This is a genomic window from Ktedonobacter sp. SOSP1-52, assembly GCF_016587395.1.
Window position 1 is genome coordinate 284,619 of record NZ_BNJH01000002.1, and the last position, 25,803, is coordinate 310,421.

A 25,803-nucleotide genomic window follows, 5' to 3' on the forward strand; every position below is an offset into this window, starting at 1 on the left:
ACGGTGTGAAACAATCCGCCTCTGGAGCGGTTTCTCCAGATCCTCAATGGTCGATTCCTATGTTTCGCGCCAATTTCCTATGTTTCGCATCAAAAATCGTCGAACCTTCGCGCTATTGACCAGCTATCTCCCGTACCATAAATAAAGGATGAAAAGCAAAAAGGGAGACGCTTGCCTATGGAGACTCGATTAGTAGGCCTGGAACAGGTCCCTTCTATCACTGAGGTAGCCAGTCATGGTAACGAACTGCTTGGCAAAGAAGTTCCTGGCGATCCTGGCTATATCGTTGTCAAGGACATCATTACCTAAAAAAACAATGGGTCCACAACAAAAGCAGAGAACTCGGACACCAAAAAGCCTTTACAGCACAATTTCTCTAGAATTTCGCGATTTCATGTATTAGAATCTCATATTTTTTCTTGCACTATCTAGTTGAGATGGTTGACAAACTGAATAAATAAATGTATACAATATATATGAGAAATATATTGTAGTGTATCCTGGTATCGTCCCTCTAGATTCTACTGGGCGAGGCATGAAGCACACTACCAATACACTAAGCATTCTCACGGCTTCTCAGGCTGCAACGCAGCCTATTCCACAATATGTAAGTCTCAATTATGCGGATTTGTTTAAGATCCAACATATCCGCAATCCCTTCGTTCTCAATCCCGTCAGCTATTCAACCCTGGCCTCTTACCTGGAGTGTCCTTGCTGCTCCCTCGAACAGCGTCGTAAACGGCGGCCTAAAGAGCCTAGGCAGTTTACCATGGTCCGCCAGCAAGGCCTTTTTTCAGGTGGCGAACCTGATCCCCGCCTGGTTGGTACCCTTCTCCATACACTCATCAACCTGCTCCATGAACCCAAAGGCACACTCTCTGAAGAACAACAAGCCTCCCTCCTCACCCACCCCTCCGAACTCGTTGATTTTCTCCATACCGAGGCGCTCAGCGCGCTACAGGCAGCGGGCAAGCTCCGCCTGGCCATGTTTTATGCAGAGCTTTGCGCGCATGAAGGGCGCTTCTATACCCTTATCATCCATCCCCTTTTACTCTATCAACGCGAACTCGCGATCACTGGCGCCACCGTTCTGGCGACTTCGGAACGCTTCCAGCTAAAACTGCTCTCAACCAGGCATACCTTCGAGGGCCATACAGATTGGGGAGGCCATGTAGGGCTGGTCGGCGAGTTCGACCAGGTACGCATGCAATGCCTGGAACAGGGCGGATCTGTAAGCCAGAGACCCGCCATCATTGAGTTTAAGAAGGGACTGGGGGTGCGCAAGCGAAAAGACGAGCCGCTACCAGGCCTCTTTGCGGGCCTGGCTGAGAAGCAAGAGCGAGACGAGAAATACGCCGCGAACGCGCAGCCAAACGAGTTTCATGCCATGCAATTGATGGTCTACTGGCTCGCATTCCAGACCCGCTGGAATGTGCTTGACTATATCAAGACCGAGAAAGGCATGCTTGAGGATATTCGAATGTCCTTGCATCAGGAACTAGATCTCATCATTTATAATCTCAATGATAGTTGCCAGTACCGTCTCTGTCCAACAAACTTTCAAAGCGCGTTGCAAGCCATGACCAATTGCATTTTCTATCTCGACTGGGCGCTTAAAAGCGGCTATGCTGTGCAAGCGCCAGATCATGACTGCGCCAAAACAAGCCCGTTGGCGGTCCCCAACCCTCGCATACAGGTTGGGAACGCCATGCTCACCTCGGAAGAATGCTACACGCATGCCCGGGCCTCGTTCGCCGCCTTCAAAAATACCATTCAGTGGGAGACGTCTTCATTCAGATAGAGCTTCTTTATGGCCTTCTCGCCTACAAAATAGTCTGGATAACGCAGGCGTAAGGCGTCTTCAGCCAGCTTTGCGCTGAGCTCTTCTTCAATCCAGGGATAGAGCTGGGGCTGCTCATAAAACACCACCATCATGGCATGCTCTTGCTCGAAAGCGAGAAAGTCATTCCAGGGCATCCCAATACGACATGCCCTGGTACTGAGCAACGCTTGTGCACGCTCCTTCTCTATCAGGAGACCACCATGTATCGCCGTTGTAACCCAGTATACGCCCTCATCAAGCTGCTGTTTTGTCTGGGCTTTTCCCCATGGAGTGTGCATTGCATCTTTCCCTCATCAACAAATAAATAACATCTTACAGTCTTCGCGCCCTTCATCATAAACCTTGCAAGTAAGCTGTATTTAGATAGCAAACAGAAATAAGACCATAAAAAGCGTCTTACGCAAAGAACGGGGGAACTGCTCTATAGTCTAGCATATCCAGCACAGTGTTTGTTACTAGCAACAATGCCATTGTACAGATGAAAGCAAATACGCTATAATGAGCTCCAAGAATACCCGGTCCAAATTCAGAGAATTCCAGGAGCGAGGATATCATCATGAGATGTTCCAGGTGTGGCAATGAGGTAAGCCAGGAGGAGGTCTATTGTGGACAGTGCGGGGCAGCAGTAAGGTCCAGCGCGACAAGATTGACAAATTCCAATCCCTCGCATGCAAACCATGATACCTACCACACACAACTGCCATTTGAATCAAACCCCTCCCAACCGTTGCGTTCGGGATTACTCTCGCAGTCCGGTCTACGGCCCACACCACTACCATCAACACCGAATTCAGCCTCTGAATCCGGCATTCCATATCCCCCTGGAACCGGGGCGCTACCATCGCCAGGACAACAGCAGCAGACGGGCTTCTATCGTGATGCCACGGAAGCCATGTCAGCGCTTCCGGGGCAGGAGTACCAACAGCCCGTTCCCCACACACCAATGTTCTTAAGTGGGCAGCCAGCAGCCCCAAACCCTACTCAGTCCTATCCTGGCTCTCACCCATCTCAGTTTCGCCAGCAAAACTCCACTCATCTAGGGGGTACGAGCAGTCCCGGAGGCTATCCAGAGCCGCGGAGTGGCGGTTCCTATGGAAATCAGACGCAGTTCAATCCAACGCCAGCGCTGCCCCCACGCACGGGTAACAACAATACTCCGCTATTCATCGCCCTGGCCTGCGCGGGACTGGTACTTGTCTGCATTGTTGGGCTTATAGCCGTTTTTGCCAACCAGGGCGCGCATCCAGGCCCAAGCGCACAGGTAACAGCAACGGCGACAAAGGCGCCCACGCCCAAACCCACGCCGTCCCCTACACCCAGCCCGATGCCCAGTCCCACACCTGCGGTGACGGTCACACCACCGCCCAACCCGGGCTTTGCCTGGTGCGACGCGCAGTGTAAAGCCTTTAGCTTCGCGACCCAGTACCCCGCGGGCTGGTCTGTCACTCCCGCCGCCAATGCAGCGGGCATACAGTTCACCAATCCAGGAGCGCCAGATCAGTTCACGTCTTATAAGTCGGCCCAGGCTACAGCGTCTTCGGCCAGTGACATGGCTGGCGCCGATCTCCAGACCAATTTTGGCGCCAAGGCGGGGTATACGCCACCATCGAGCATTAGCGCGACCACCATTGGCGGAGAGACCTGGGTCCAGGCCATAGCCTATTATCAATCAGATCAGAATCCAGCCGCGCGCGAACGCGTGGTTGTCTACTCCACCAATCACAACGGCAAAAATTATATTATCGAACAACAAGCACAGGACGACCTGTTTGATGCCCTCAATGGCCAGGCCTTCGCTCCCATGCTCAGTACATTCCAGTTCGCCAATCCACCTGCGGCATAGTAAGATCTTATTCCGAAACCCAACCCCCATTCGGAGGCACGCGTCACTTGTGTGACTAGCGCTTCTTCCCCATTCGGGGATAAACGCTCAAGGTTTTCGGAGAAGAAGTAAGCAGCATAGAAGGAAAAGGTAGCAGCAGTTTGAAAAGGTCCTTTTTTATCATCCTGGTCTTTATCAGCGGCATGACCAGCCTGGGGCTGGAGATGTGCGCATCGCGTCTCCTGGGAGCGTATTTTGGCAGTTCGCTCTATATCTGGGCGGTCCTGATCGGGCTGATCTTGATCTATCTCACCACCGGGTATTTCCTGGGTGGGCGCGTGGCCGATCGCTACCCCTCTGAGCGCGTACTCTGTCTGATTACCGCCAGCGCCGCAGTCGCCACAGCCTTGATTCCCTTTATCAGTCAGAGTGTGCTCTCATGGTCGGTTGATGCTATTGAGCATATCTCCGTCAGCGCCTTCCTCGGCTCGCTCCTGGGAGCCGTCTTGCTCTTCGCCATTCCTGTGACCCTGCTGGGCCTCGTCTCACCGCTTGCTATCCGCCTGGTCACCAGTGACGTCAAACGTAGCGGGCGCATCAGTGGCTCGCTCTATGCCATCTCGACCTGCGGCAGCATCCTGGGTTCCTTCTTGCCTGTGCTCTGGCTTATTCCTACCTTTGGTGTGCGCCGCACCTTCCTGATCTTTGCCGCGCTGCTCTTTGCCGCCTCGCTCTGGGGCCTCTGGCAGATGCAGCCCCGTCCCATCTGGCGCCCCCTGGCGGTAATCATACAAGCCACCCTGATCGGGACGCTGCTGATGCAGTTGGGACCCTTGAAGCAAATTCCTAACCTGATCTACCACCAGGAGTCACTGTACAACTATATCCAGGTTGTTCAGCAGCCAGATGGCACACGCCAGCTCATCCTCAACGAGGGACAGGCCATTCACTCGGTCTATTATCCCGATAAGACGCACGTTCTGACTGGCTGGTACTGGGATTACTTTCTCGCTGCCCCCTACTTCAATAAGGGTTTTACGCCTGATAAATTGCATCGCGTAGGCATTGTTGGCCTGGCTGGCGGGACCATCGCGCACCAGTTTACCCAGGTGTATGGCCCGGTCCCCATTGATGGCGTTGAGATTGATCCCGCGATCGTAGACGTGGGGCGTAAATATTTCGACATGAATGAGCCCAATCTACATGTGCATGTGCAAGATGGGCGGCCCTATATTGCCACCACGCACGAGACCTATGATGAAGTCGTCATCGACGCCTTCCAGCAGCCCTATATTCCCTTTCAGCTTACCACCAAAGAGTTCTTCAGCCAGGTGCGCAGCCATCTCTCTCCCCAGGGAGTCGTCACATTGAACACAGGGCATACACAGACCGACTATCGTCTGGTACAATCTATTGTAGCAACTATGAGCACGGTATACCCAAGCGTGTATGTGTTCAATGTACCAAATACATTCAACACGGTCGTCATGGCAACGATGCAACCCACCTCAATGGAGACGTTTCGAGCACAGCTCTCTCAAGTTAATCCAGCGACAACGCTAGGACAGGTCGCCAATGAAGTCCTGCCCGTCGTCCAAAAAGGGCAGCCAGGCAATGGAGTCGTCTTCACCGACGACCGCGCACCAATTGAGGAGCTTACTGACCAACTCTTGCTCAGCTATATTCAAGGACAACCCTGATGGCTATTGACAGTCACTGGAGGCGTAATGTAAGGTAACACGGGCAAGCGTTGCGCATACCAGTTTTTGTTTGCGAGAGACTCAAAGAAAGCAAAGAGGAAACATCACTATGGTGGCAGTTGCAATTATTGGAGCACAATGGGGAGACGAAGGCAAAGGCAAGATCATTGATGAACTTTCGATGAAGGCCGATTTTGTCGTGCGTTACCAGGGAGGAACCAATGCAGGTCACCGCGTGGTTCATGAGAAAGGCGAGTTTTCCTTCCAGATTGTGCCTTCCGGCATTCTCTACCCCAACGCGACCTGTATCATTGGCAATGGCGTGGTCGTCGATCCCAAGGCCTTAATCCAGGAAATGGAGACCCTACAAAGCCAGGGCATAGATATTTCTCGCCTCTACATTAGTGAGCGCGCCCACCTGGTTATGCCCTATCATTTTGTGCTTGATCGCCTGGAGGAAGAGGCTCGCGGCAGCGAGGTCGTTGACAATACCTATCGTGGCATGGGACCCGCCTACGTCGACAAACATGCTCGCAATGGTATCCGCATGGCCGATCTGCTGGATGTCGACGCCTTCCGCGCCAAGCTTGCGACTATTCTCCAGCAGAAGAACCGCATGATCACTCAGATCTACGGTCAGCCTCCCCTCTCATTGGAAGAGATTCATGGAGAATATTTTGCCTATGGCCAGCGCCTCTATGCCCACATAGCCGACACGCAACAGATGCTCCAGGAAGCGCTGGAAGCGCAGAAGATTATTCTACTGGAGGGCGCGCAGGGCGCGCTCCTCGATGTCGACTTTGGCACCTATCCCTTCGTCTCCTTCTCCTCCACTATGGCGGCAAACGCCACCGTTGGCGCAGGGCTACCACCTCGCTCTATTGATCGCATCATCGGGATCTACAAAGCCTATACCACGCGTATTGGCAGCGGGCCGCTCCCAACCGGTCTCTTTGACGATATCGGCCAGATTCTGCGCGAACGCGGCCATGAGTATGGCACACGCTCAGGGCGCGCCCGGCGCTGTGGCTGGTTCGACTCCGTTGCCGGGCGCTACGTTGCGCAACTCAACAGCCTGGACTCAGCCATTATTACCAAGCTCGATGTCCTGGATACGTTCCCCATCATCAAAATCTGCACCGCCTATAACTTACGCGGGCAAATTATCCATACCCCTCCTGCGACACTCAACGACCTGGCCGCCTGCGAACCCATCTACGAAGAGATCCCTGGCTGGCAGACCAGCACCACCAATATCAATACCTATGAAGAGCTGCCCGCCGAAGCCAAAGCCTATCTCAAGCGCCTGGAAGAACTCCTGGAGACCCCTGTCAGTATGGTCTCGGTTAGCCCACAGCGCGGGAGAACCATTCAGCTACAAGATGTGCTTGAATCCACGTCCCGCTAACAATCTGGCCCTGCTCCCTCTCACAGCTCCTGGCGCATAGGGAGCAAGGCCCAACCCCCAATCACTTGGCAAAATAATAGCTCCCCCACAATGATAGAAATATAATACTTCTTGATCCAATTAAAATGCATATAAGACCACGGGAAGGTATTTTATATGCAAAAAACGAAAAATCGCCTATTCCTCCTGTTACCCATTACGGATACGCGCCTGGTCATCTGGGCACGCGCGTTGCGCACCTTTGGCTACGGCTTTACCAGTGTTCTGTTGGGTGTGTTCCTGACGGATACTGGTCTTTCACCGCTGAATGTTGGCATCTTGCTCACTGTCGCGGCTCTTGGCTCAATCACCTTTAGTTGCGTGATGGGGCTCTATGCAGATCGCCTTGGTCGCAAGCGGCTGCTCATTCTCTCAGCCTTGTTGATGATGCTCACCGGTATGGTATTTGCCACAACCCAGTATTACCCTCTCCTACTGCTTGCCGCCTTCTGTGGCACTATCTCGCCTTCAACCAATGATAATACGCCCTTCAGTGGCGTTGAACAAGCGATTCTGGCCCAGTCGGCCTCTACAAAACGCTATACCTCCCTGTATACCTACTATAACCTGACGGCCCAGCTAGCCGGTGCGCTGGGAGGATTGCTTGTGGGTATCAGCAGTGTCCTCTCGCCTCTGGGCATTAGCGAACACATGAGTACACATGGCCTGTTCGCGCTCTATGGGCTGCTGGCTGGCTGTACAGCCCTGCTCTTCCTGCGTCTCTCGCCCAAAGCCGAGCTACCGCTTGAGCAGAAATATACGCAGAAATTGGATAAGCAGGACAAACATACCCAGCTTCTCTATAAGCCACGTATACGCAGAGTCGTAATCCTGCTCCTGACCCTGTTTGCCTTCGATTCTTTCGCCGGTGGACTTGCAGTGCAGACCATGCTATCACTGTGGTTTCGCCTGCATTTCGGTGCCTCGCTCGGCTCCCTTGGAATGCTCTTCTTTGGCGTCAACATGTTCGCGGCCCTCTCACTTATCTTCGCTCCCTACCTGACGAAACGCCACGGCCTGCTGAAGACCATGCTCGTGCCCCATTTCATTTCGAATGTCTTTCTGCTCCTGGTCGCCTGTATGCCGACCTACTTTCTGGCCGCGCTCTGCCTGCTCCTACGCCAGTCACTCTCAAAAATCGATGTACCAGCCCGCCAGGCGTTTACCGCCGCCCTGGTCACGCCCGAGGAGCGCACATCCACCGCCAGCTTCGCAACCGTGGCCCGGAGCACAGCCGTGGCGCTCAGTCCCCTCGCCGCGAGCACGCTCATGGTTGGTCCGCTCCTCGCGCTGGGCCTGCCCATCCTCCTGGCCAGTTGCCTGGAGATTGGCTATGACTTCACAATGTGGCAAACCTTCAAGCATGTTACCTTACCAGGCGACACGGTGCTCGCTACCAGCACAATTACTATCCCACCGAGCAAAGTTCCGACCATGAGCGAGATCGAGATTCTACCCAGTGGAGATGCGCCCGTCCTCTCAAGGTAATTCAAATGATGGCATCATTACGCTCTGTAATATTACAACTGAAAGCACAGTGTCACGACCTAACCCAGTGGGCGCTTAGCCATGGCGGCACCGCTGCGTGGATATTGTTCGGGACAGCGCTTCTGCTGGCGCCAGGTGAGCAAACGACGCCCATCATTGATACCAGGGAGGTCAACCAATGTGTCCGCCTCCAGGACAGCTCCTACCTGGGCCGCAGCGCGCTTTCCCTGCGCCATCTCATCCTGTAGCTCGCCCTTCTTTGGCAAAATAATGGCTCCCCCCACCCGGCAATAGGGCGCGCAATACTCTAGCAAGGCTGGAAGCGCCGCGACTGCGCGCGCCGTCACCAGGTCGAACGCCGAGCGATAGGCTGGCTTCTGCCCCAGCTCCTCGGCACGCCCATGAATGACCTCGACATGCTCCAATTCCAACACGTCAACCATATGGCGCAGAAAAGTGACCTTCTTATTGGTGGCCTCGACCAGGGTCACACGCCAGTGTGGACGCGCCATCCTCAGCGGCAAACCGGGAAAGCCAGGTCCCGTGCCAATATCGAGCAGCGTGGTCTCATCCTGGGGGTAGATCGCTAACAGCGAGAGCGAGTCCAGGAAGTGTTTGGTCATTACCTCTTCCGGATCCTTAATGGCTGTTAGATTGAAGCGCGTATTCCACTCCAGTAACTCCTGGCGGTAGCGCAAAAACGCCGCCTCCAGTTCTCCACTCAACCCCAACCTCTGCAAGCCTTCTTGAAAAACATTTGTCATGATTCAGATTTCTATTCCTGTTTGATTATTCGCCATATTCACCTGGAAAAGTATACTGGTCCCCCTGCGACAATGCAAGATGTTGCTATGAATGACTTCTCGCCACCGGGTAGCGTCACATTCTCTTATCAGGCACAGGAGCCGTTGCTTTTCTAAAAAGAAAAGGCGTTGGGCCTCAGTCCAACGCCTTTTCTTTTTAGAAAAGTTTGCGCTACGAGACGAATTTCTTCTTGCTGTTGAGGTAATCTACCAGCAGGTACTCGCCGAGATTATCTTTGTCGGCGTAGAAGGTACGACCGCGGTTGATTTCTGCCATCTGGTTGACGAAGGCTACCATCCAGTCATCATCATAGAGCATGAAGGTGTTGATGGTAATACCGTCGCGTGTGCAGCGCTGGACCTCCAGCAGGGTCTGCTGCTCCGCGTAGGGGCTGGGGAAGGCGAACTGCCAGCCACCATAGCGCTCCTCATACCAGACGGTCGGGCCGCCATCGGTAATCATGATGATCTGCTTGTTGACGCCCCGATGCCTGGCAAGCAACTGGCGAGCCAGCATCAGTCCATGCGCCATATTCGTGCCACGATCATTGTCGTAGCGACTCAACTCCATCAGTTCGTTAGACTTGTATTCACGTGCGACAAACGAGAAGCCTACGATATAGAGGTTATCACGTGGGAACTGCGAGCGAATAAGGCTCTCCAGCGCCACCGAAACCTTCTTCGCCGCCTGCTGACAACCGTTATAGACCATGCTCAGGCTCATATCGATCATCAACACCGTTGAAGACTGGGTCATAAACTCCGTACGATAGACCTCAAAGTCGTCCTGCTGAAGCGCGAGCGGCGTTCCCGCGCCCTTGCGGTTGATAGAGTTCATCAGCGTCTTTTGCAGGTCGAGCAGGAAGGGGTCGCCAAATTGATAGGTCTTGCTCTCGTCAGTTCGCTCGCCACCAACCCCGCGGAAGGGGCTGACATGACGGCCAAAGCCGTCACGCTTGAGCTTATTAAAGATGTCCTGCAAGGCCTTCTGACCAATCTTGCGAATACCGCGCGCGGTCAGCTCCCAGCGGTTGCCTTTCTTCTCGATATAGCCCGCCTCCTCAAGGGTCTTCATTAGTTCCTTGAGCTGCTCTATCGATTGGTACTCGTCATCGCCAAGCAGTTCTTTGACCTTGTCGCTATCAATAGCTCCCAGTTCATCGAGGCGCCGCGCCTCCTGTAACTGATCCTGCAGGCCCTCCATCTGCTGTAGGCGGCCCATCATACGCATGGCCTCGTTCAGAGGCAGGGTTTCATTGCCTCTAAAGGGGAAACGCGTCCTGACCTGCTCCATAGGAGCGACCTCCTCCAGGTTTTGCGCCAGTTCGAGCATATCGACGCGGATCCGGTCATCACCCATGAGCTGGTCCATGAGTTGTTGCAGTTCCTGGCGCTGCTCAGGCGAGAGGTTATCCATGATACCCTGCATCGCCGCCTGCTGCATTTGCATCTGCTCGATGAGATCATCCAGCGAGTTGACTCCAGGGAAGTAGTGCCCGTGCTTCTGCATGAAGGAGTCGAAGTCGGGTTCAAGTCCCTGCTGGCGCTCTTGCAGCATCTTGTTGAGATCGCGAATCATCTCACGCAGATTCGCCACATCTTCCTGGGTCATGTTCTGCAACGACTGCTGCATACCCTGGAAGTATTGCTGCATCATCTGCTGCTGCAAGCTTGCCAGTAACTCCTGGAACTGTTCGCGGGCCTGGTCATCCATGAAGTCATACTCGGAGAGCTGCTTGATCTGCCCAGGAATATCCTGGGGCAGGCCCTCCAGGTACTCTTGCTTGCGCTTGGCGATCATCTCCAGCATCTTGCGCATCTGCTCAGGCGAGAGTTGGTCGCCACCAGCTCCCTCCTGGCCCGAAGTATCCTCCTGCCCCTGCTGGCCGGGCTGCTGACTCTCCGCTGAAGGAGATTCAGAGCCGGAGCGAGCGGATGGCTGTTGCCCGGAGGATTGCTGGTTCTCGTCTCCAGGCTGCGGCTGGCCCTGTTGTCCAGGTTGCTGCTCGCCATTTTGTGCATCCAGGCGACGCTGAATGCCTTCGCGCTCCAGTTGCTTGATCTCTTCCAGTTTTTCGCGCAAGTCATCCATCACGCCGGAGGCCATGTTATAGCGATTGAGCTGCTCGCTACGATTCTGGCGCAAGCGTTCCATGATCTCACGCAGCCCCATGGCCTGCCGCCCATCCTCGTTGCGCACGCCATCTTGCATCAAGCGCCGAAGCGCCTGTTGCAGGTTGCCGTTCTCCATGTAGTCATCGGAGAGCGCTTTGAGGATATCGTCGGCATCAAGGCCATCGATACGCTGCGAGCCATCCCAGCGGGTATAGCCGTAGCGATTCTTTATAAAGCGTTGAAACATAGCGCGTATCCTTTAGTGCCTCTCCGGAAACCTGAGCGCGCTTGTCCCCGAATGGGGGAAGCGCTAGTCGCGTGAGCGACGTTGGTTCCCGCATAAAAGTTACCGACGATAGCGCACCTTGCCTCTGACCTCATCCTTGTTGAGACGCCGATTCAGGTGCAGCCCTTCGAGAATAAACTCAATGGAGGAGGCGATGCTCGCAGGGTTGCCGCGTCCATTCAGCTTATCAATAGCCTTACTCAAGCCTCCCACTTTGGAAAGCTGGTTGACGTACTCCATGGACGACATATCATCTCCAACCTGGACATTCAGGCCCTTCTCAAAACCCGCCACCAGTTGGTCAAAGTCACGCTGCTCGAAGTATTCGCCGAAGATGTTGAGGATAGCCGAGTTAATGAGTTTCTGGACAACACGCTCCTCTTTGACATCCCCTACCGCGTCCAGCTCGATCTTACCACAGGTCGAGGCCAGAATCGCCGAGAGGTCGCTCACACGCGGCACAGCCGAGCGCTCGTTGAGGCGCAAGGCGCGGCGCACAGCGTTGCTCAGCACGTTCTCAAAGTTTGAGACCGACACGCGCACACTGACACCTGAACGCTGGCTAATATCATTGCTGATACGCGCCAGTTGTGTGACCTCAGCGATAACTTCCTTCATAAACTTGGGGACAACGATCTCAAGCCCCTCGGTCGGGAAGTGCGTACTCTCGGCCTCCATGATATTGATCTCATGCTCAAGGCCGCGGGGATAGTGCGTGCGGATTTCCGAACCGATACGGTCCTTCAGCGGCGTAATGATACGCCCACGATTGGTATAGTCCTCGGGGTTGGCGCTAGCCACCACGTAGACGTCCAGGGGCAGGCGAATTTTGTAGCCGCGAATCTGCACATCGCGCTCTTCCATGATGTTGAGCAGGCCCACCTGAATACGCTCAGCCAGGTCCGGTAGCTCATTAATACAGAAGATACCGCGATTGGTACGAGGGATCATGCCATAGTGAATGGTCAACTCGTCCGAGAGATAGCGCCCCTCCGCCACACGGATGGGATCAACCTCACCCACCAGGTCAGAGATCGTTATATCCGGAGTCGCCAACTTTTCACCATAACGTCGATCACGGGGCAACCAGGCGATCTCTACCTCTTCGCCAGACTGGGCGACTTTATCGCGACATGCCTTACAAATCGGCTCATAGGGACTGTCATTTATCTCACATCCCGCGATCACGGGAACCTCGTCATCCAGCAGGTTCGCCAGGCTACGGGCCATACGCGTCTTGGCCTGTCCTCGCTCACCAAGGAAGATGATATCCTGACCTGAAAGGATGGCATTCTCGATTTGGGGAATAACCGTCTCTTCATAGCCAACAATCCCAGGGAACAACTCTTCACCTGCGCGAATCTTGGCAATCAAGTTTTTGCGCATCTCCTCTTTGACCGAGAGCACCTTGTAGCCACTTGCACGCAACTCTCCAATAGTTCGCGGCCGAGTAGTGATTGACATTGAGTTTCTATGCTACCTTTCTTGGGGATTGGCTTCATGTGGACGCATGCGAGCGCGAGAGGAAACAGTATTTGCTCCTGCATGGGCCCCACGATACCAGACAGAGGTGGAACCACTATGATTCTACAGCCTAGTACAAGAAAACGCAAGAGACAGGATATAAGCCCATCTATGTTATTTGAGGTAGATAGTAAAGAGTCCCCTGGCGGCCGCCAGGGGACTCTTTACTATCTACCTCAAGACTTTAACGGCCACTCAACTCCGTGACCTCGGCCATGTCGGGAATACGCGAGGGCAGATGCTGGGGCATACTCGTGACCACAATACCTGGGCGGAAGAGTAGCGCAGCCTTCAGACGCAAGGCCGTCTGGTTGTGTAGAAAATGTTCCCACCAGTGCGCGACCACAAACTCGGGCAGAAGCACGGTGATTGTAAACTCCGGGTACAGCTCTTTCACCGAATCGATATAATCAAGGATTGGGCGATAGAGCGAGCGATACGGCGACTCGATCACAACCAGTAGGGTCTTATCATCGCTTGGCAGGCGTTTGGCCCAATCCTGCCAGGTCGCACGCACCTTGTCTGTATCCCCTTCATCGATCGAGACATGGACCGCGACCACGTTTTTCGTAATCGAGCGCGCATAGGCGATACTCTGTACCGAGACGCGGTCCATAGCTGCAATCGGTACAATAAAGAGGTGCTTGATCTCCGCCGCGCGTCCAGGTACCGTCGTGGTTCGCTGACGCTCAACGCCATGATAATGCTTATGAATACTCATAAACATCAGCACCAGGATCGGGATCAAGATCACGACGACCCACGCGCCCTCTAAGAATTTCGTACTGGCAATCACCATCGCCACCACCAGTGTGGTACAGGCGCCCAGCGCGTTGATACTGATCTTGCGCTGCCAGCCGCGCTCCGTCGAGCGTAAGCGCCACCAATGGATGACCATTCCACTCTGCGAGAGCGTAAAGGACATGAAGACGCCGACAGCATATAGGCCAATCAGGGCATCAGTGCTCCCCTTAAAGATGATCAGGAGCGCGCTCGCGAAAATAGCCAGGACAACGATACCCGTTGAGAAGGCCAGGCGATCACCACGGAAGGCGAACTGGTGCGGCAAGAAATGATCGCGCGCCAGCAGAGACGCCAGGCGCGGGAAGTCAGCATAGCTCGTGTTAGCCGCCAGCACCAGGATGAAGAGCACTGACAGTTGGAAGATGGGGAAGAAGAAGGCAAAAGGCCCCTGAAAGACCTTCTGCGCAATCTGGGCGATAACGGTAGGATTGCCGCCAACTTGAGGCGTAACACCATATGCCATAGCCAGCAGGGTGATACCAATAAACAAAGTCGCCAGGATACTAGCCATCCAGGTCAGCGTGATCGCTGCGTTTTTCGTCTCCGGCTTTTTAAAGGCAGGCACGCCATTGGAGATGGCCTCAACACCCGTCATGGCCGAACAGCCCGAGGCAAAGGACTTGAGGATCAAGAAGATCGAGACCGGCTCCGTACCTGTTATACCCGTAGGAGGATGGAAAGCAGCCATAAAAGGTTGATGATCGATGAGATAGGCTCTGAAGAGTCCACCAACGATCATGATCACAGCGCTTGCGATAAAGAAGTAGGTGGGGATGGCAAAGACAGAGCCAGACTCACGAATACCGCGCAGGTTCACAATCGTAATCAAGATCACGAGCGCAACATCGATGGCAACCACATACGGTCCCAGGCCCTGAAAGACCGAGGCAAGGTTCTGGACGCCTGAGGAGACGCTTACCGACACCGTGAGGATATAGTCAATCAAGAGCGAGGCCGCGGCGACCAGGCCAGGCAGGGTACCCAGGTTATCCTTGGCGACGATATAGGAGCCACCACCACCGGGATAGGCGGGAATCGTCTGGCGATAAGAGATGGCCACAATGGCCAGTAAGAGCACAATGGCGATGCTGATGGGGAAAACTATACCAGTTGCCATGGCCCCTGCCGCGAGCAAGGCCACCATACTGGCCTCAGTCGCGTACGCCACCGAGGAGATCGCATCCGAGGAGAGCACTGCCAGAGCTTTAAACTTGGTTAAGCGCTCGTGCGCGGCCTGAGCATTAGTGAGTGGCGAACCAATTAAGAAGCGCTTGACCCGGTAGGTGACGCGCTCACTGCCACTTCTGGGGGCCAGTGAGGCCTCCGTCGCCTCCAACACGCCATCTCCAACACGCCGGAGTGAGGAATGACTTGGGCGCACAATGCGAATACGCTCATGCCCTGGCAACTTTCCTGGAACCAGCTGCGCCCGGGCCAGAAGCGAGGGATCCTCCTCCCTTAGTAATCCTTCTTGTTCGTCTGGCGCTTGCTTAGACGAAGCCACAGCCTGACCTACTGGTTCATACTCCTGCGAGGAAGCCTGAACGTCCTTGTGCTCCATGAATCAAAACCCTTCTCTATGTGTATGTACAGGCACAGCGCTCCACTGTATCTTTCTTAAATGCTTGCCTCATAGCATTTATACCTTAGGATACCTAAAGATAGTCTAAAGAAATGGAGAAGAGTGCTAAAAATTTGCTCCTCACTCCCAACGACATGCTCAAAAAAAATACTCAAAGCACACACAAACCCTCAAAAGCACCTGCCTCACCTCTACAATTAAGAACAGAAAAACGCTGGGGTAGAAAGGCCTGTGGCCTTTCTACCCCAGCGTTTTTCTGTTCTCCCTAGCTTTCGCGCTCCTGCGCTCGCTCCAGGGGTACGACATGGATATCGACATTGACATGCAAACGCAGCAACTTGTTGACCACTGAACCGAAGAAAAACTCCTCCAGGCGCGTATGCGTCGGTTGGCCGATGACCAGTTGCGTAATCCGTTGCTCGCGCGAGACCTGGGCCAGGGCCGTCGCAATGTCCTGGCTCTTAAGGCGCACGACCTCGGCTCCAAGGTCCTCCGCGAACAGAGCATGTTCCTCCAGGCGCTGCTTCGCCTCTTCAAGGTACCTCTTTGCTCCACTGCCATATTTAAGCAAAGCCAAGATCTGGCGTTGCAGAGCCGTATATCCTTCAAGTTCGATAGAGACCGCGACCAGGTCCGCGTGCAGGCCATGTGCCAGGCGCCAGGCATCACGAATAATGAGTCGGCTCTGAACGCGATGATCGAATCCGACCAGCACACGCTCATTGGTAGCCCAGGCGCCGGTAATGGCGTGCCCGGTCATATATGCCTGTAGCTGTGACTCGGCTTTATTGGCGGTCAGGCGCAGGGCGATCTCGCGCAGGGCCGTCAGGTTGCCCTCGCGAAAGAAGTTCTTCAGCGCAGGCTCAATACGCTCGGGTGGATAAATATTGCCATGCAGCATTCGCTGTCGCAATGCACTGGGGGCGATATCGACCAGTTCTACTTCATCAGCCTGGTCGAGAATCGAGTCGGGGAGCGTCTCACGCACACGAATGCCGGTGATATTCTCAACCAGGTCATTCAGGCTCTCCAGATGCTGGACATTGAGCGTTGTGATAACATCGATGCTGGCATCCAGAAGTTCCTGCACATCTTTATAGCGCTTGCGATGCTTTGAACCCGAGACATTGGTATGCGCCAGTTCATCAACAAGTACGACTTGGGGATGCCGTGCTATAACAGCATCCGTATCCATCTCCTCCAATATCACTCCACGGTACTCGATCTTCTTGCGCGGCACAATCTCCAGGTCGCCAATCTGCTCGGCGGTATTCTGGCGCTTATGTGTCTCGACATAGCCAATCACAACATTGGTGCCACGCTCTTTCCGTCGTCGCCCCTCGTTAAGCATGGCATAGGTCTTACCGACGCCAGCGGAGGCGCCTAGATACACACGGAGGCGACCACGTCCTGGCGTCGGATCGCTCACATCGTCGAGTGACGTAGGGGATGGAACCCCTACGTCACTATCGCGTAGTTTATACCGATGCAGCAGCGCTTCAGGATCTAGGCGTCCATCCTCACGCCGATTATTATTAGGATTTGACGTGTCCATCATTATCCTGGTGTTACTAACTTATTTACCGTCTAGCGCTAAATTAAGCTCAAGGACATTCACATGCTCCTCGCCCAGAATCCCCAGGAAACGCCCCTGGACATGCTTCATGACCAATGCCCGTACCTGGTCCTCACTCATACCTCGCTCTTTCGCGATGCGTGGTACCTGGAAGAGGGCGCCCGCGACCGAAATGTCTGGGTCCAGGCCTGAACCCGAAGTGGTCACCAGGTCAACCGGCACTGGCACCCCCGGATTCTCCTTCTGCAACTCCTTCACCCGCGCCTGAACCGCATCCTGTAATGTCTTACTGGTTGGACCCAGGTTCGAGGCGGCAGAGTTCTGCGCATTATATGGCTCGCTCTTACTGCTATCGGTCACTGAAACCGTCGCGGAGGGGCGACCATGAAAGTATTTCGGCGCGGTCCAGTACTGCCCAATCAGGTCTGAGCCAATCACCTGTCCATTAACGGTGTGCAAGCTACCATTGGCCTGGGAGGGGAAAAGCAGTTGCGCCAGGCCCGTTACAATACCAGGATAGAGTAACCCCGTAACCACCGTCAATAAAAGGGTCAGCATTACCGCTGGACGAATTTGTTTCTTCATCTCAAGAGCCATGTCTCTCTCCTTCCGCAACTCCTATGCGAGATGCAGCAACACAAGCAGCAGGTCAATCAATTTAATGCCAATAAATGGGACAATCAAACCACCTACGCCGTAGATAAGCAGGTTACGCCGCAGCAGTGGACCCGCCCCCAGGGGCTTGTAGTTGACGCCACGCAAGGCCAGCGGAATCAAGAGAATAATGATGATCGCATTAAAGATGACCGCGGAGAGAATCGCGCTATGTGGCTTTGCCAGATGCATAATATTGAGCGCATTCAGCACCGGGAATGCTACCGAGAACATCGCCGGAATAATGGCGAAGTATTTGGCGACATCGTTAGCAATACTAAAGGTAGTCAACGCGCCACGCGTCATGAGTAACTGCTTCCCAACCTCGACGACTTCGATCAACTTGGTCGGATTTGAGTCCAGGTCGACCATGTTCGCGGCCTCTTTCGCCGCCTGTGTGCCTGTATTCATGGCCACGCCGACATCTGCCTGCGCCAGGGCGGGCGCGTCATTGGTGCCATCACCAGTCATGGCCACCAGGCGACCACCCGCCTGCTGCTCCCGAATCAGCTTCATCTTGGTCTCAGGCGTGGCCTGGGCCAGGAAGTCATCGACACCAGCCTCTTTGGCGATCGCGCCCGCGGTCAGCGGATTGTCGCCCGTGATCATGATGGTGCGAATACCCATCTTGCGCAACTGCTCGAAGCGCTCGCGCATACCACCCTTGACGATATCTTTCAATTCGATCACGCCGAGCAAGCGCGCCGAACCATTGGCGCCGCCATTGTCGGCCACCACGAGCGGCGTACTACCAACTCGCGCAATATTCTCTACCAACTGCGTCAGCTCTTCGCTGGCAGAGCCACCATTCTCAGCTGCATATCGATTGAGGGCATCACCAGCACCTTTACGAATCGAGCGCGTACCAGTCCTGGTCTGGAAATCGACCCCGCTCATGCGCGTCTGCGCCGAGAAGGGAATAAAGATTGCCTCATCTGTATTGGCGGAAACCTGCAAGCCATACTGCTCTTCGGCGAGCTTAACAATGGAGCGACCCTCAGGTGTCTCGTCCGCCAGGCTGGAGAGCAGAGCCGCCTCCGCCAGCTCGCGCTCCTCAACACCCTTCAAGGGTACAAAGCGGCTCGCCATGCGGTTACCCAGCGTGATCGTACCAGTTTTATCCAGCAGCAATACATCTACGTCGCCGGCAGCCTCAACTGCGCGCCCGCTCATCGCCAGCACATTGCGCTGCACCATACGGTCCATGCCCGCGATACCAATCGCGGAGAGCAGACCACCAATGGTCGTTGGAATGAGGCAGACCAGCAACGCGATCAGGGTCGTAATCGCCACCGGGCTGCCCGAGTAAATGGCGAACGGCTCCAGGGTGATGACCGCCAGCATAAAGATGATCGTCAGGCTAGCCAACAGGATGTTGAGCGCGATTTCGTTTGGCGTCTTCTGGCGTGCTGCGCCCTCGACCAGGGCGATCATGCGATCCAGGAACGACTCACCTGGGTTGGCACTGATGCGCACCACGATCCAGTCAGAGAGCACTCGCGTGCCGCCAGTGACCGCGCTACGATCACCACCGCTCTCGCGAATCACGGGTGCGGACTCACCCGTGATCGCCGACTCATCAACCGAGGCCACGCCCTCAATGACATCGCCATCACCTGGAATCACCTCGCCAGCCTCGACCAGGACCAGGTCACCCTTGCGCAGATCAGGCGCCTGTACCTCGGTGAAACCTGCCTGGCGCTCGCTTGTCTTCAGGCGCTTCGCCAACATGGAGGTACGCGTGCTACGGAGCGCGTCGGCCTGGGCCTTACCACGCCCCTCAGCCATGGCCTCGGCGAAGTTAGCGAAGATCACCGTAAACCAGAGCCAGAAGGCGACGCCCAGAGTAAACCACATCTCGCTTACAGGGCCTTGAAGTAGCAGCCGCACCCACTCAATCGTCGTAATGACGCTACCTACCTCGACCACAAACATGACCGGGTTTTTCAACTGCCAGCGTGGATCTAGCTTCTTCAATGAATCGATCATCGCCCGGCGCAGGATCGGGCCATTAAAGATGGAGCTGGCGCTCTTACGTCGCGTCTTCCACTGCTTCGACTCTAATGACTCCGTCTGCTCTATGGTATCAGTCTCTATACTCATTTTTTAAAACACCTTGCCCGACAGCATCAGCAAATGCTCAACGATTGGTCCTAGCGCATAGGCTGGGAAGTAGGTCAACGCGCCTACGATAATTACCACACCCACCAGCAGGCTGACAAACAGCGGGCCAGTAGTTGGGAAGGTACCAGCATTGGCGGGCACCACTCTCTTCGTGACCAGTGAACCAGCCAAAGCCATCACCGGAATGACGAAGAGGAAACGTCCTACCAGCATCGCGAACGAAAGCGTCCAGTTATAGAAATTGGTGTTCGCCGCGAGGCCCGCAAAGGCTGAACCATTGTTGCCGGTACCAGACGTATAGGCGTAGAGAATCTCTGACAGGCCATGCGGTCCCGAATTGAGAATAGAGCCTGTCCCTGCTGGTAGAACACTCGCGATGGCTGCGAAGCCAAGGATGCTCGCCGGGAGAATCAGAATGGCCAACGCGGCCATTTTCATCTCTTTCTGTTCAATCTTCTTCCCAAGGTATTCCGGCGTACGCCCAACCATCAGGCCAGCAATAAAGACCGCCAGAATGGCGAAGATCAGCATACCGTAGAGGCCCGAGCCAACCCCGCCGAAGACTATCTCACCCAGGGCGATATTGGCCAAAGGAACCAGGCCACCCAGAGGAGTGTAGCTATCATGGAAACCATTCACAGCCCCGCATGAGGCATCAGTAGTAATCACCGCGAAGAGCGTGGATTGCGCGATGCCAAAGCGCACCTCTTTGCCCTCCATATTGCCGCCAGACTGCTGAGCCGTCGCCGCTTGATTGGCTCCGAGGTTTGTTAGCATCGGGTTACCAGCCTGCTCCATGGGCAGTGCCACCGCGACGCCGAGCAGGAAGAGCGCGAACATGGCGTACCAGATCGCCCAACCTTGCTTCGTATTGCCAACCATACGGCCAAACATATAGACAAGACCAGCGGGAATCGCAAAAATGGCCAGCATCTCAAGCATGTTGGTGATGACATTAGGATTCTCAAAGGGATGCGCCGAGTTGGCATTGAAGAAGCCGCCGCCATTCGTGCCAAACTCTTTAATGAACTCCTGAGAGGCGACAGGCCCTTGCGCGATAGTTTGTGTGACCCCATCAAGCGTGTGAACAACCGTATACGCATTAAAGTTCTGCACCACGCCCTGCGAAACCAGGACCAGGGCACCAATAATACTGATGGGCAACAGGATGTACAGAATACAGCGTGTCACGTCAACCCAAAAATTGCCCAGGTGTTGCGCGCTCCGACGCGACAGGCCACGAATAAAGGCCACGGCCAGCGCAATACCCGTCGCAGCCGAGACAAAGTTATGGAAGGCAAGACCAGCCATCTGGGTCAGATAGCTCATGGTCTGCTCGCCGGTATAGGCCTGCCAGTTGGTATTGGTCGTAAAACTGGCGGCCGTATTAAATGCCAGGCCGGGAGCCACCGCCCCCATTTGCTGGGGATTGAAAGGCAGCCACTGCTGGGTGCGCTCAAGCAAATAGAGCAACAACATGCCAGCTATGCTAAAAAGCAGCATCGAGATAGTGTAGCCAGTCCAGCGCTGCTCTTCGTCTTCGCGTACTCCGCAAAGCTTGTAGAAGAGACGCTCTACCGGCACCAGCACAGGCGAGAGCCAGGTACGCTCACCTGCAAAGACCCTGGTCATGTAAAGCCCCAGCGGTTTGGTGACCAGAACCAGGAGCACCACATAGACAAGCACCTGCAAGATCGCATTCATCGTCACAGGCATAATTTTTTTCTACCTCACCTCTATCTTGAATACACATCTTTTAAAATTTCTCGGGCATCAACAGGGCAATCGCGAGATAGACGATAAGCCCCAAAGCAATGATGCCCACCAGGATATACTCAATTGGCGAATTCATTTTTGCCCTCTGTTACAAACGATCACAGACATGGGTAAAGCCGATACAAACAAGGAAAAAAGCGACCGTTGCGATCACGACAACCAGGTCAAGCACGATATCAGACATTGGTTCCTTTTCCTCCTCATTTCCTGCTAGTAACTTGTCTTCACTTCGCTGACATGCTTCGTCGCCGCGTTGGCAGCCAATCGGATAAGCGCATCCATTGGAAACGGCTTGGGAAGATAGGCCAGTGGGTGGAACTCCGCCAGTCGACGAGGACTGACGCGTACCGCAGATAGGATCACAACTGGAAGTTTTTCGACCGGTATACTCCCCTCTTTCCGGCAAGGCACAAGCAGGTGTTCCTGCTGGGCGATGCGTAACACATCCCAGCCCGTGTGCTCAGAGAGATTAATATCCAGGAACACCAGGTCAAACGACTCCGCACGCAAATGAGCAAGCGCATCTTCGGCGGCACAGGCACACCATACGCTGTGTCCCCGAGCTACCAGGTTCTGCTCAATCAGACTGCGTAACATGGCGTCGTCTTCCACCAGAAGAATATGTGCTTGCTGCATCTCAAGGCCCTCGTTGAATGGTGAGTACGGGTAGACGTGGTACACGTATAGAAGGAAGTTGTGAGGCCCAACAGCGAATGTCATGTGTCCAGCCACCTTGCATCCGCCAGGCTGGTGAGCATCTCAGCGTTTTCCTGGACACATCGTATCGCTTATTCGCTCAGGGTGGCATCAAGAGAGGAGAGAGACAACTAAAAATTTGCTCAATACTTTAAATTCTTTTAGCAGGCTTCAGTTGGGTTCATTGCATTTTCATAGGAAACGAGGACCTTTAGTGGGTGAATCTCGCCTAGTGCAAAATCACTTGACATATTCTGCTTTTTCTTATTATACTCTTCCTGCTGATCCAGGCTGGACGTGGGAAGCGACTGCTGAGCTACCAGACTACTTCTTCGATCCGTCTGAGGATCCTGCAATTGCGCCAACTGTTCAAACGTCGAAATGAGCTCAGCACGAGCTACTCGCAATTCAAAAAGTTGCTCCAGGCATGTCGCGTACTGCTGCACATGGCGAAAATACCATGCGGCATGCGTGTGATAATCCCAACCATCACTCGATCCAACGATATGCAGCTCTTTCTCATGAAAATCAGGGGTCAGTACAAGCGGCTCAATATTTCCATCGGCAGTGATGCAGATGCGCCCATGGTATTGAACCTGCTTTTGAAGGAGAGCAAATGCCTCGTTGCGGCTAGAGCACTCGAACGCAACAGCATATTTCCTACTCTCGCTGGGCATATCCTGTGAACGCCAAACATGTTGCGCACCTAACAGGCGTGCCAATGCGTGCCTCTCTGCCAGTGGTTCTACCACATCGACCTGGACCACACCATAGGCACGCAGAATAAAAAGTGTCAGCAGCCCAATCACACCAGCACCAGTGATAAGGGCTATTTCCTCCGGCCTGGGAGCGATCTTACGCACTCCCTTGGCTGTATCGCATGTCAAAATACTCAAAATCGCGAGCGCATCAGAGACTCCATCAGGCACTACGATAACCTGCGTTTCTGGTACGACTGCATACGTGTGATGCCCATAGAAAGCTACAACACGCTCTCCGCGCTTAACTCTCTGTACCGCAGAACCACAAGCCACGACAATGCCTACACTCTCATAACCCACGCTTCGTGGATAGTGAGGAAGACGACTGGCGCGCGAATTGCCCCTATACAGGGGCAATTCACTGCCAATGCTAATGGCCCCTGTGCTGGTTTGCACCAGAACGTCGTGTGGGCCAAGAGGTGGCAGTTCTTCGGTGATCCACGCCAACCTCCTGGGAGCGGTGAGATACAGGCGCGAAGTTGTACGTGCTCTATTGCTTGATTCCATGAAGAAACTCTTCCTTTTTTGCTCTTTTACCATACTTCCAGAGCCAATAGAACAAATGCAGATGCTATGGCGTAAACGTGCGGAAATAGTCGCCACCCGCAATGCTCGCTCGTAAGGCCCGCTGGTTCACCACTGTGTCGAAGTGGATGCATTCAGGTTCGTACTCCTCTTCACCAATGCGGAAGGAGTCTGAGGTGTTGCCAAGCGCAGTGAGTTTCTTTTCTTCTCCGGAAGGATAGAGAAACACCAGTGATCCTTTACGCAACACAATGCGAAAATTGCTCAGCCAGGGATTATAGGAGCGATAGTGGCCAACATAGGTCTCCCAATGTGCAGGAGGAGTAAATGTAGTGGACGCTGTAGCGTGCTCACTCACATACCAGTCTGAACCATGATAGAGTTCGATAACCTTACCTTTGTCGCGCACAAAGCGGAGAGGATAGAGCGCAAAAGCGGGATGATCTGTGTAGAAGACATCGGGCGAGGCATTAAGCCTTGCCAGTAGAATCCCCTCGCCTTGATACTCTAGCATCAATTGTCCATTTTCATGGGTGATGACAAGTACCTTGTCGTTGTCGCCACAACGATATGTCCCCGTATAGTCAGCCAGGAGTTCGATGGGGAGTGCCGTAGAGAGAGCTGGAGGCTCTGGCAATGTTTCTCCAAGAGAAGCAGCACGCAACAGCTTAAGCGCAAAGTTGGCGATGCCAAAGGGATTTGCGGGACCATTGACGAAGACGATTACCCCCAGATCATACTCAGGATCTGCCAGGAGGATGGAGCGATAGCCAACCATCTCCCCATGATGTCCAATCGCCCTACTACCATCGCGCTCACTGGTAAACAAGCCGTAGCCATAAAAGACGCCTTCTTCCATCTGTATCAAGCGTTGCGTCATCAGGTGATAGTTTGCCTCAGAGAGAACTCCTGACCCCTGTCCTTTGTTGAGAAGTAGGCGCAAATAGATTGCCAGGTCGGCGGCTGTCGCGGCAATGCTGCCATCTCCAGCTCCACACTCAAGCCAGGTCGCAGGCGCAAGCGCGCTTGTGGCAAGGTTGGGACGGTCATCATAAAAATACTCATACCCAACGGCCAGGCGTTTGCGTGTCTCATGCGTGAACACCGGTTCAGTGGCATGCATACCCAGGGGCGTCAGAAGACGCTCTTGCAGAATCTGTGCGTACGGCTGGTGGAGCAGTTCTTCCAGCAGATAGCCGAGTGCCTGATAGGCAACGTTAGAGTAATGGAAATGGGTGCCCGGCGCGGAGGCCACCGTGGTTTCACGTAAGGCCCATGTGCTATAGCGGGAACTTGGCGCAAAATCTACCCCAGAGGTGATACCAGCCGTGTGACTCAGCAGATGGTGTACGGTAATGGGTTCATAGGTAGACTGCACTTGAAACCAGGGGAGATAGCGCGTCACAGGCGCGTGCAGATCGAGACGCCCCTCAGCCTGCAATTGCAGGAGGAGCATGGAGGTAAATGATTTGCTGATGGAGCCGATTTCAAAGAGCGTATCAGGGGTTACAGGGGCGCGGGTGGCAATATCAGCAAAGCCGTACGTAGAGACGCGCAGCAAGTGTTCCCGATCCGTAAGGGCCACCACCATACCAGGAATGTTTGCTTGCTGTATTTTCTCTTCAAGAAAATGATCCAGAGCGGCATAGGCTGGAGCAAGATTGACCATGATTTGCTATCCTTCTCAGCGTTTTTATAGAAAGTGTAACATATTGACGCCCAGCAAAGGATGCACCTTCAAGCTCAGTTCCTCTGGCACAGCACAGCCAGTCTCCACTCAAGCTCTGGTGGTATAATGCTATTTTGGCGGCGCAATGTTTTTTGCAATTGAGAGAGTAGAGAAAGAGCTTATGCCACAAATCACAGAAGAATTTATGCGCGAGATGCTGGCAAAGAGCAGACCATATTGTGTGGTTATTTTGAAGGCTGGGCCAAAGATAGGGATGGAAGGAGTCAGAGATATCATCTGGCAGCACGGATGTAGGAATATGGAGTTGCGCATGGCTGGCCTGCTGCCGATCATATGTCGGGTCACGGACGACAGTGACGCCGCAGGTATCGGCATCTTCAATGCGAGCGAGGAGGAGGTGCGCAAGATTATGAATGAGGATCCAGGCGTCCAGGCCGGCGTCTTCATCTACGATGTACATCCCTGTCAGAGCTTCCCCGGCGATAGCTTACCAGGATAAGAGCCCGATAAAGAGAGCCGGATGTTGCTTCGCTTTTGTGCGAAGCAACATCCGGCTCTCCCTATGAAGCAGTGAATGTCCTGCTCTA

General features: G+C 54.2%; 20 protein-coding genes. 7 read left to right on the forward strand and 13 right to left on the reverse strand.

Annotated elements, in window-relative coordinates:
• Positions 1-177: 177 nt before the first annotated feature.
• Together JMJ16_RS56045 and JMJ16_RS16970 are read left to right on the forward strand one after the other, a co-directional pair.
• Positions 178-309, forward strand: a complete 132-nt coding sequence (locus JMJ16_RS56045; RefSeq protein ID WP_255553222.1) for a hypothetical protein — start codon at positions 178-180, stop codon at positions 307-309.
• 226 nt (positions 310-535) lie between these two features.
• Positions 536-1,801, forward strand: a complete 1,266-nt coding sequence (locus JMJ16_RS16970; RefSeq protein WP_201383369.1) for a PD-(D/E)XK nuclease family protein — start codon at positions 536-538, stop codon at positions 1,799-1,801.
• On the opposite strand, the gene JMJ16_RS16975 is transcribed toward JMJ16_RS16970, so the two are convergent.
• On the reverse strand, positions 1,774-2,121 hold the full coding sequence (locus tag JMJ16_RS16975; protein WP_201383371.1) for a hypothetical protein: 348 nt from the start codon (positions 2,119-2,121) through the stop codon (positions 1,774-1,776). The genes JMJ16_RS16970 and JMJ16_RS16975 overlap by 28 nt on opposite strands.
• Positions 2,122-2,399: 278 nt before the next feature.
• Here JMJ16_RS16975 and JMJ16_RS56420 point away from each other — a divergent pair, with 278 nt between their 5' ends.
• The 4 genes from JMJ16_RS56420 (at position 2,400) to JMJ16_RS16995 (ending at position 8,300) form a co-directional block, all read left to right on the forward strand.
• The gene (locus tag JMJ16_RS56420) at positions 2,400-3,686 is read left to right on the forward strand and encodes a zinc ribbon domain-containing protein (RefSeq protein WP_201383373.1); all 1,287 of its coding nucleotides are present in this window, start codon (positions 2,400-2,402) and stop codon (positions 3,684-3,686) included.
• Between the two features lie 140 nt (positions 3,687-3,826).
• Positions 3,827-5,365 carry a spermidine synthase gene (locus JMJ16_RS16985; RefSeq protein WP_201383375.1) on the forward strand — a complete coding sequence of 513 codons (1,539 nt, stop codon included), beginning with the start codon at positions 3,827-3,829 and terminating at the stop codon, positions 5,363-5,365.
• 109 nt (positions 5,366-5,474) lie between these two features.
• Positions 5,475-6,773 carry an adenylosuccinate synthase gene (locus JMJ16_RS16990; protein WP_007923275.1) on the forward strand — a complete coding sequence of 433 codons (1,299 nt, stop codon included), beginning with the start codon at positions 5,475-5,477 and terminating at the stop codon, positions 6,771-6,773.
• Positions 6,774-6,929: 156 nt separating this feature from the next.
• Positions 6,930-8,300 carry an MFS transporter gene (locus JMJ16_RS16995; protein ID WP_201383377.1) on the forward strand — a complete coding sequence of 457 codons (1,371 nt, stop codon included), beginning with the start codon at positions 6,930-6,932 and terminating at the stop codon, positions 8,298-8,300.
• A 59-nt stretch (positions 8,301-8,359) separates the two neighbouring features.
• Here JMJ16_RS16995 and rsmG read toward each other — a convergent pair whose 3' ends face one another.
• The 12 genes from rsmG to JMJ16_RS17055 all read right to left on the reverse strand — a co-directional run bounded on the left by rsmG (position 8,360) and on the right by JMJ16_RS17055 (position 25,195).
• Positions 8,360-9,064: a 16S rRNA (guanine(527)-N(7))-methyltransferase RsmG gene (gene rsmG / locus JMJ16_RS17000; RefSeq protein WP_201383379.1), complete on the reverse strand. Its 705-nt coding sequence runs from the start codon at positions 9,062-9,064 to the stop codon at positions 8,360-8,362.
• A gap of 211 nt (positions 9,065-9,275) precedes the next feature.
• Positions 9,276-11,465: a VWA domain-containing protein gene (locus JMJ16_RS17005; protein ID WP_201383381.1), complete on the reverse strand. Its 2,190-nt coding sequence runs from the start codon at positions 11,463-11,465 to the stop codon at positions 9,276-9,278.
• Between the two features lie 99 nt (positions 11,466-11,564).
• Positions 11,565-12,968: a sigma 54-interacting transcriptional regulator gene (locus JMJ16_RS17010; RefSeq protein WP_201383383.1), complete on the reverse strand. Its 1,404-nt coding sequence runs from the start codon at positions 12,966-12,968 to the stop codon at positions 11,565-11,567.
• A gap of 244 nt (positions 12,969-13,212) precedes the next feature.
• Positions 13,213-15,393 (reverse strand): APC family permease, encoded by a 2,181-nt coding sequence (locus tag JMJ16_RS17015; RefSeq protein WP_236601601.1) that lies wholly within the window; start codon positions 15,391-15,393, stop codon positions 13,213-13,215.
• Positions 15,394-15,679: 286 nt separating this feature from the next.
• Entirely contained in the window at positions 15,680-16,972 is a 1,293-nt protein-coding gene (locus JMJ16_RS17020; RefSeq protein ID WP_236601602.1) for a universal stress protein, read from the reverse strand.
• Between the two features lie 18 nt (positions 16,973-16,990).
• On the reverse strand, positions 16,991-17,575 hold the full coding sequence (gene kdpC, locus JMJ16_RS17025; protein ID WP_374229072.1) for a potassium-transporting ATPase subunit KdpC: 585 nt from the start codon (positions 17,573-17,575) through the stop codon (positions 16,991-16,993).
• A gap of 33 nt (positions 17,576-17,608) precedes the next feature.
• Positions 17,609-19,747: a potassium-transporting ATPase subunit KdpB gene (kdpB, locus tag JMJ16_RS17030; RefSeq protein ID WP_201383387.1), complete on the reverse strand. Its 2,139-nt coding sequence runs from the start codon at positions 19,745-19,747 to the stop codon at positions 17,609-17,611.
• A gap of 3 nt (positions 19,748-19,750) precedes the next feature.
• Positions 19,751-21,484: a potassium-transporting ATPase subunit KdpA gene (gene kdpA, locus JMJ16_RS17035; RefSeq protein WP_201383389.1), complete on the reverse strand. Its 1,734-nt coding sequence runs from the start codon at positions 21,482-21,484 to the stop codon at positions 19,751-19,753.
• 40 nt (positions 21,485-21,524) lie between these two features.
• On the reverse strand, positions 21,525-21,620 hold the full coding sequence (locus JMJ16_RS17040) for a potassium-transporting ATPase subunit F (RefSeq protein WP_007923303.1): 96 nt from the start codon (positions 21,618-21,620) through the stop codon (positions 21,525-21,527).
• A 134-nt stretch (positions 21,621-21,754) separates the two neighbouring features.
• Positions 21,755-22,180: a response regulator gene (locus JMJ16_RS17045; RefSeq protein WP_201383391.1), complete on the reverse strand. Its 426-nt coding sequence runs from the start codon at positions 22,178-22,180 to the stop codon at positions 21,755-21,757.
• Positions 22,181-22,401: 221 nt separating this feature from the next.
• The gene (locus JMJ16_RS17050) at positions 22,402-23,508 is read right to left on the reverse strand and encodes a zinc-binding alcohol dehydrogenase (RefSeq protein ID WP_201383393.1); all 1,107 of its coding nucleotides are present in this window, start codon (positions 23,506-23,508) and stop codon (positions 22,402-22,404) included.
• Between the two features lie 64 nt (positions 23,509-23,572).
• Positions 23,573-25,195, reverse strand: a complete 1,623-nt coding sequence (locus JMJ16_RS17055) for a serine hydrolase (RefSeq protein WP_201383395.1) — start codon at positions 25,193-25,195, stop codon at positions 23,573-23,575.
• A gap of 181 nt (positions 25,196-25,376) precedes the next feature.
• On the opposite strand from JMJ16_RS17055, the gene JMJ16_RS17060 reads away from it, so the two are divergent.
• The gene (locus JMJ16_RS17060) at positions 25,377-25,715 is read left to right on the forward strand and encodes a hypothetical protein (protein ID WP_201383397.1); all 339 of its coding nucleotides are present in this window, start codon (positions 25,377-25,379) and stop codon (positions 25,713-25,715) included.
• The last annotated feature ends 88 nt before the right edge of the window (positions 25,716-25,803 follow it).

Coding starts and splice junctions, on each gene's coding strand:
- JMJ16_RS17010 (WP_201383383.1), bottom strand. CDS start 12,968: ATGTCAATCACTACTCGGCCGCGAACTATTGGAGAGTTGCGTGCAAGT.
- JMJ16_RS17020 (WP_236601602.1), bottom strand. CDS start 16,972: ATGATGGACACGTCAAATCCTAATAATAATCGGCGTGAGGATGGACGC.
- JMJ16_RS17005 (WP_201383381.1), bottom strand. CDS start 11,465: ATGTTTCAACGCTTTATAAAGAATCGCTACGGCTATACCCGCTGGGAT.
- kdpC (WP_374229072.1), bottom strand. CDS start 17,575: ATGAAGAAACAAATTCGTCCAGCGGTAATGCTGACCCTTTTATTGACG.
- JMJ16_RS17015 (WP_236601601.1), bottom strand. CDS start 15,393: ATGGAGCACAAGGACGTTCAGGCTTCCTCGCAGGAGTATGAACCAGTA.
- JMJ16_RS16970 (WP_201383369.1), top strand. CDS start 536: ATGAAGCACACTACCAATACACTAAGCATTCTCACGGCTTCTCAGGCT.
- JMJ16_RS17040 (WP_007923303.1), bottom strand. CDS start 21,620: ATGAATTCGCCAATTGAGTATATCCTGGTGGGCATCATTGCTTTGGGG.
- kdpB (WP_201383387.1), bottom strand. CDS start 19,747: ATGAGTATAGAGACTGATACCATAGAGCAGACGGAGTCATTAGAGTCG.
- JMJ16_RS17060 (WP_201383397.1), top strand. CDS start 25,377: ATGCCACAAATCACAGAAGAATTTATGCGCGAGATGCTGGCAAAGAGC.
- JMJ16_RS16995 (WP_201383377.1), top strand. CDS start 6,930: ATGCAAAAAACGAAAAATCGCCTATTCCTCCTGTTACCCATTACGGAT.
- rsmG (WP_201383379.1), bottom strand. CDS start 9,064: ATGACAAATGTTTTTCAAGAAGGCTTGCAGAGGTTGGGGTTGAGTGGA.
- kdpA (WP_201383389.1), bottom strand. CDS start 21,484: ATGCCTGTGACGATGAATGCGATCTTGCAGGTGCTTGTCTATGTGGTG.
- JMJ16_RS56045 (WP_255553222.1), top strand. CDS start 178: ATGGAGACTCGATTAGTAGGCCTGGAACAGGTCCCTTCTATCACTGAG.
- JMJ16_RS17055 (WP_201383395.1), bottom strand. CDS start 25,195: ATGGTCAATCTTGCTCCAGCCTATGCCGCTCTGGATCATTTTCTTGAA.
- JMJ16_RS56420 (WP_201383373.1), top strand. CDS start 2,400: ATGAGATGTTCCAGGTGTGGCAATGAGGTAAGCCAGGAGGAGGTCTAT.
- JMJ16_RS17050 (WP_201383393.1), bottom strand. CDS start 23,508: ATGGAATCAAGCAATAGAGCACGTACAACTTCGCGCCTGTATCTCACC.
- JMJ16_RS16975 (WP_201383371.1), bottom strand. CDS start 2,121: ATGCACACTCCATGGGGAAAAGCCCAGACAAAACAGCAGCTTGATGAG.
- JMJ16_RS17045 (WP_201383391.1), bottom strand. CDS start 22,180: ATGCAGCAAGCACATATTCTTCTGGTGGAAGACGACGCCATGTTACGC.
- JMJ16_RS16990 (WP_007923275.1), top strand. CDS start 5,475: ATGGTGGCAGTTGCAATTATTGGAGCACAATGGGGAGACGAAGGCAAA.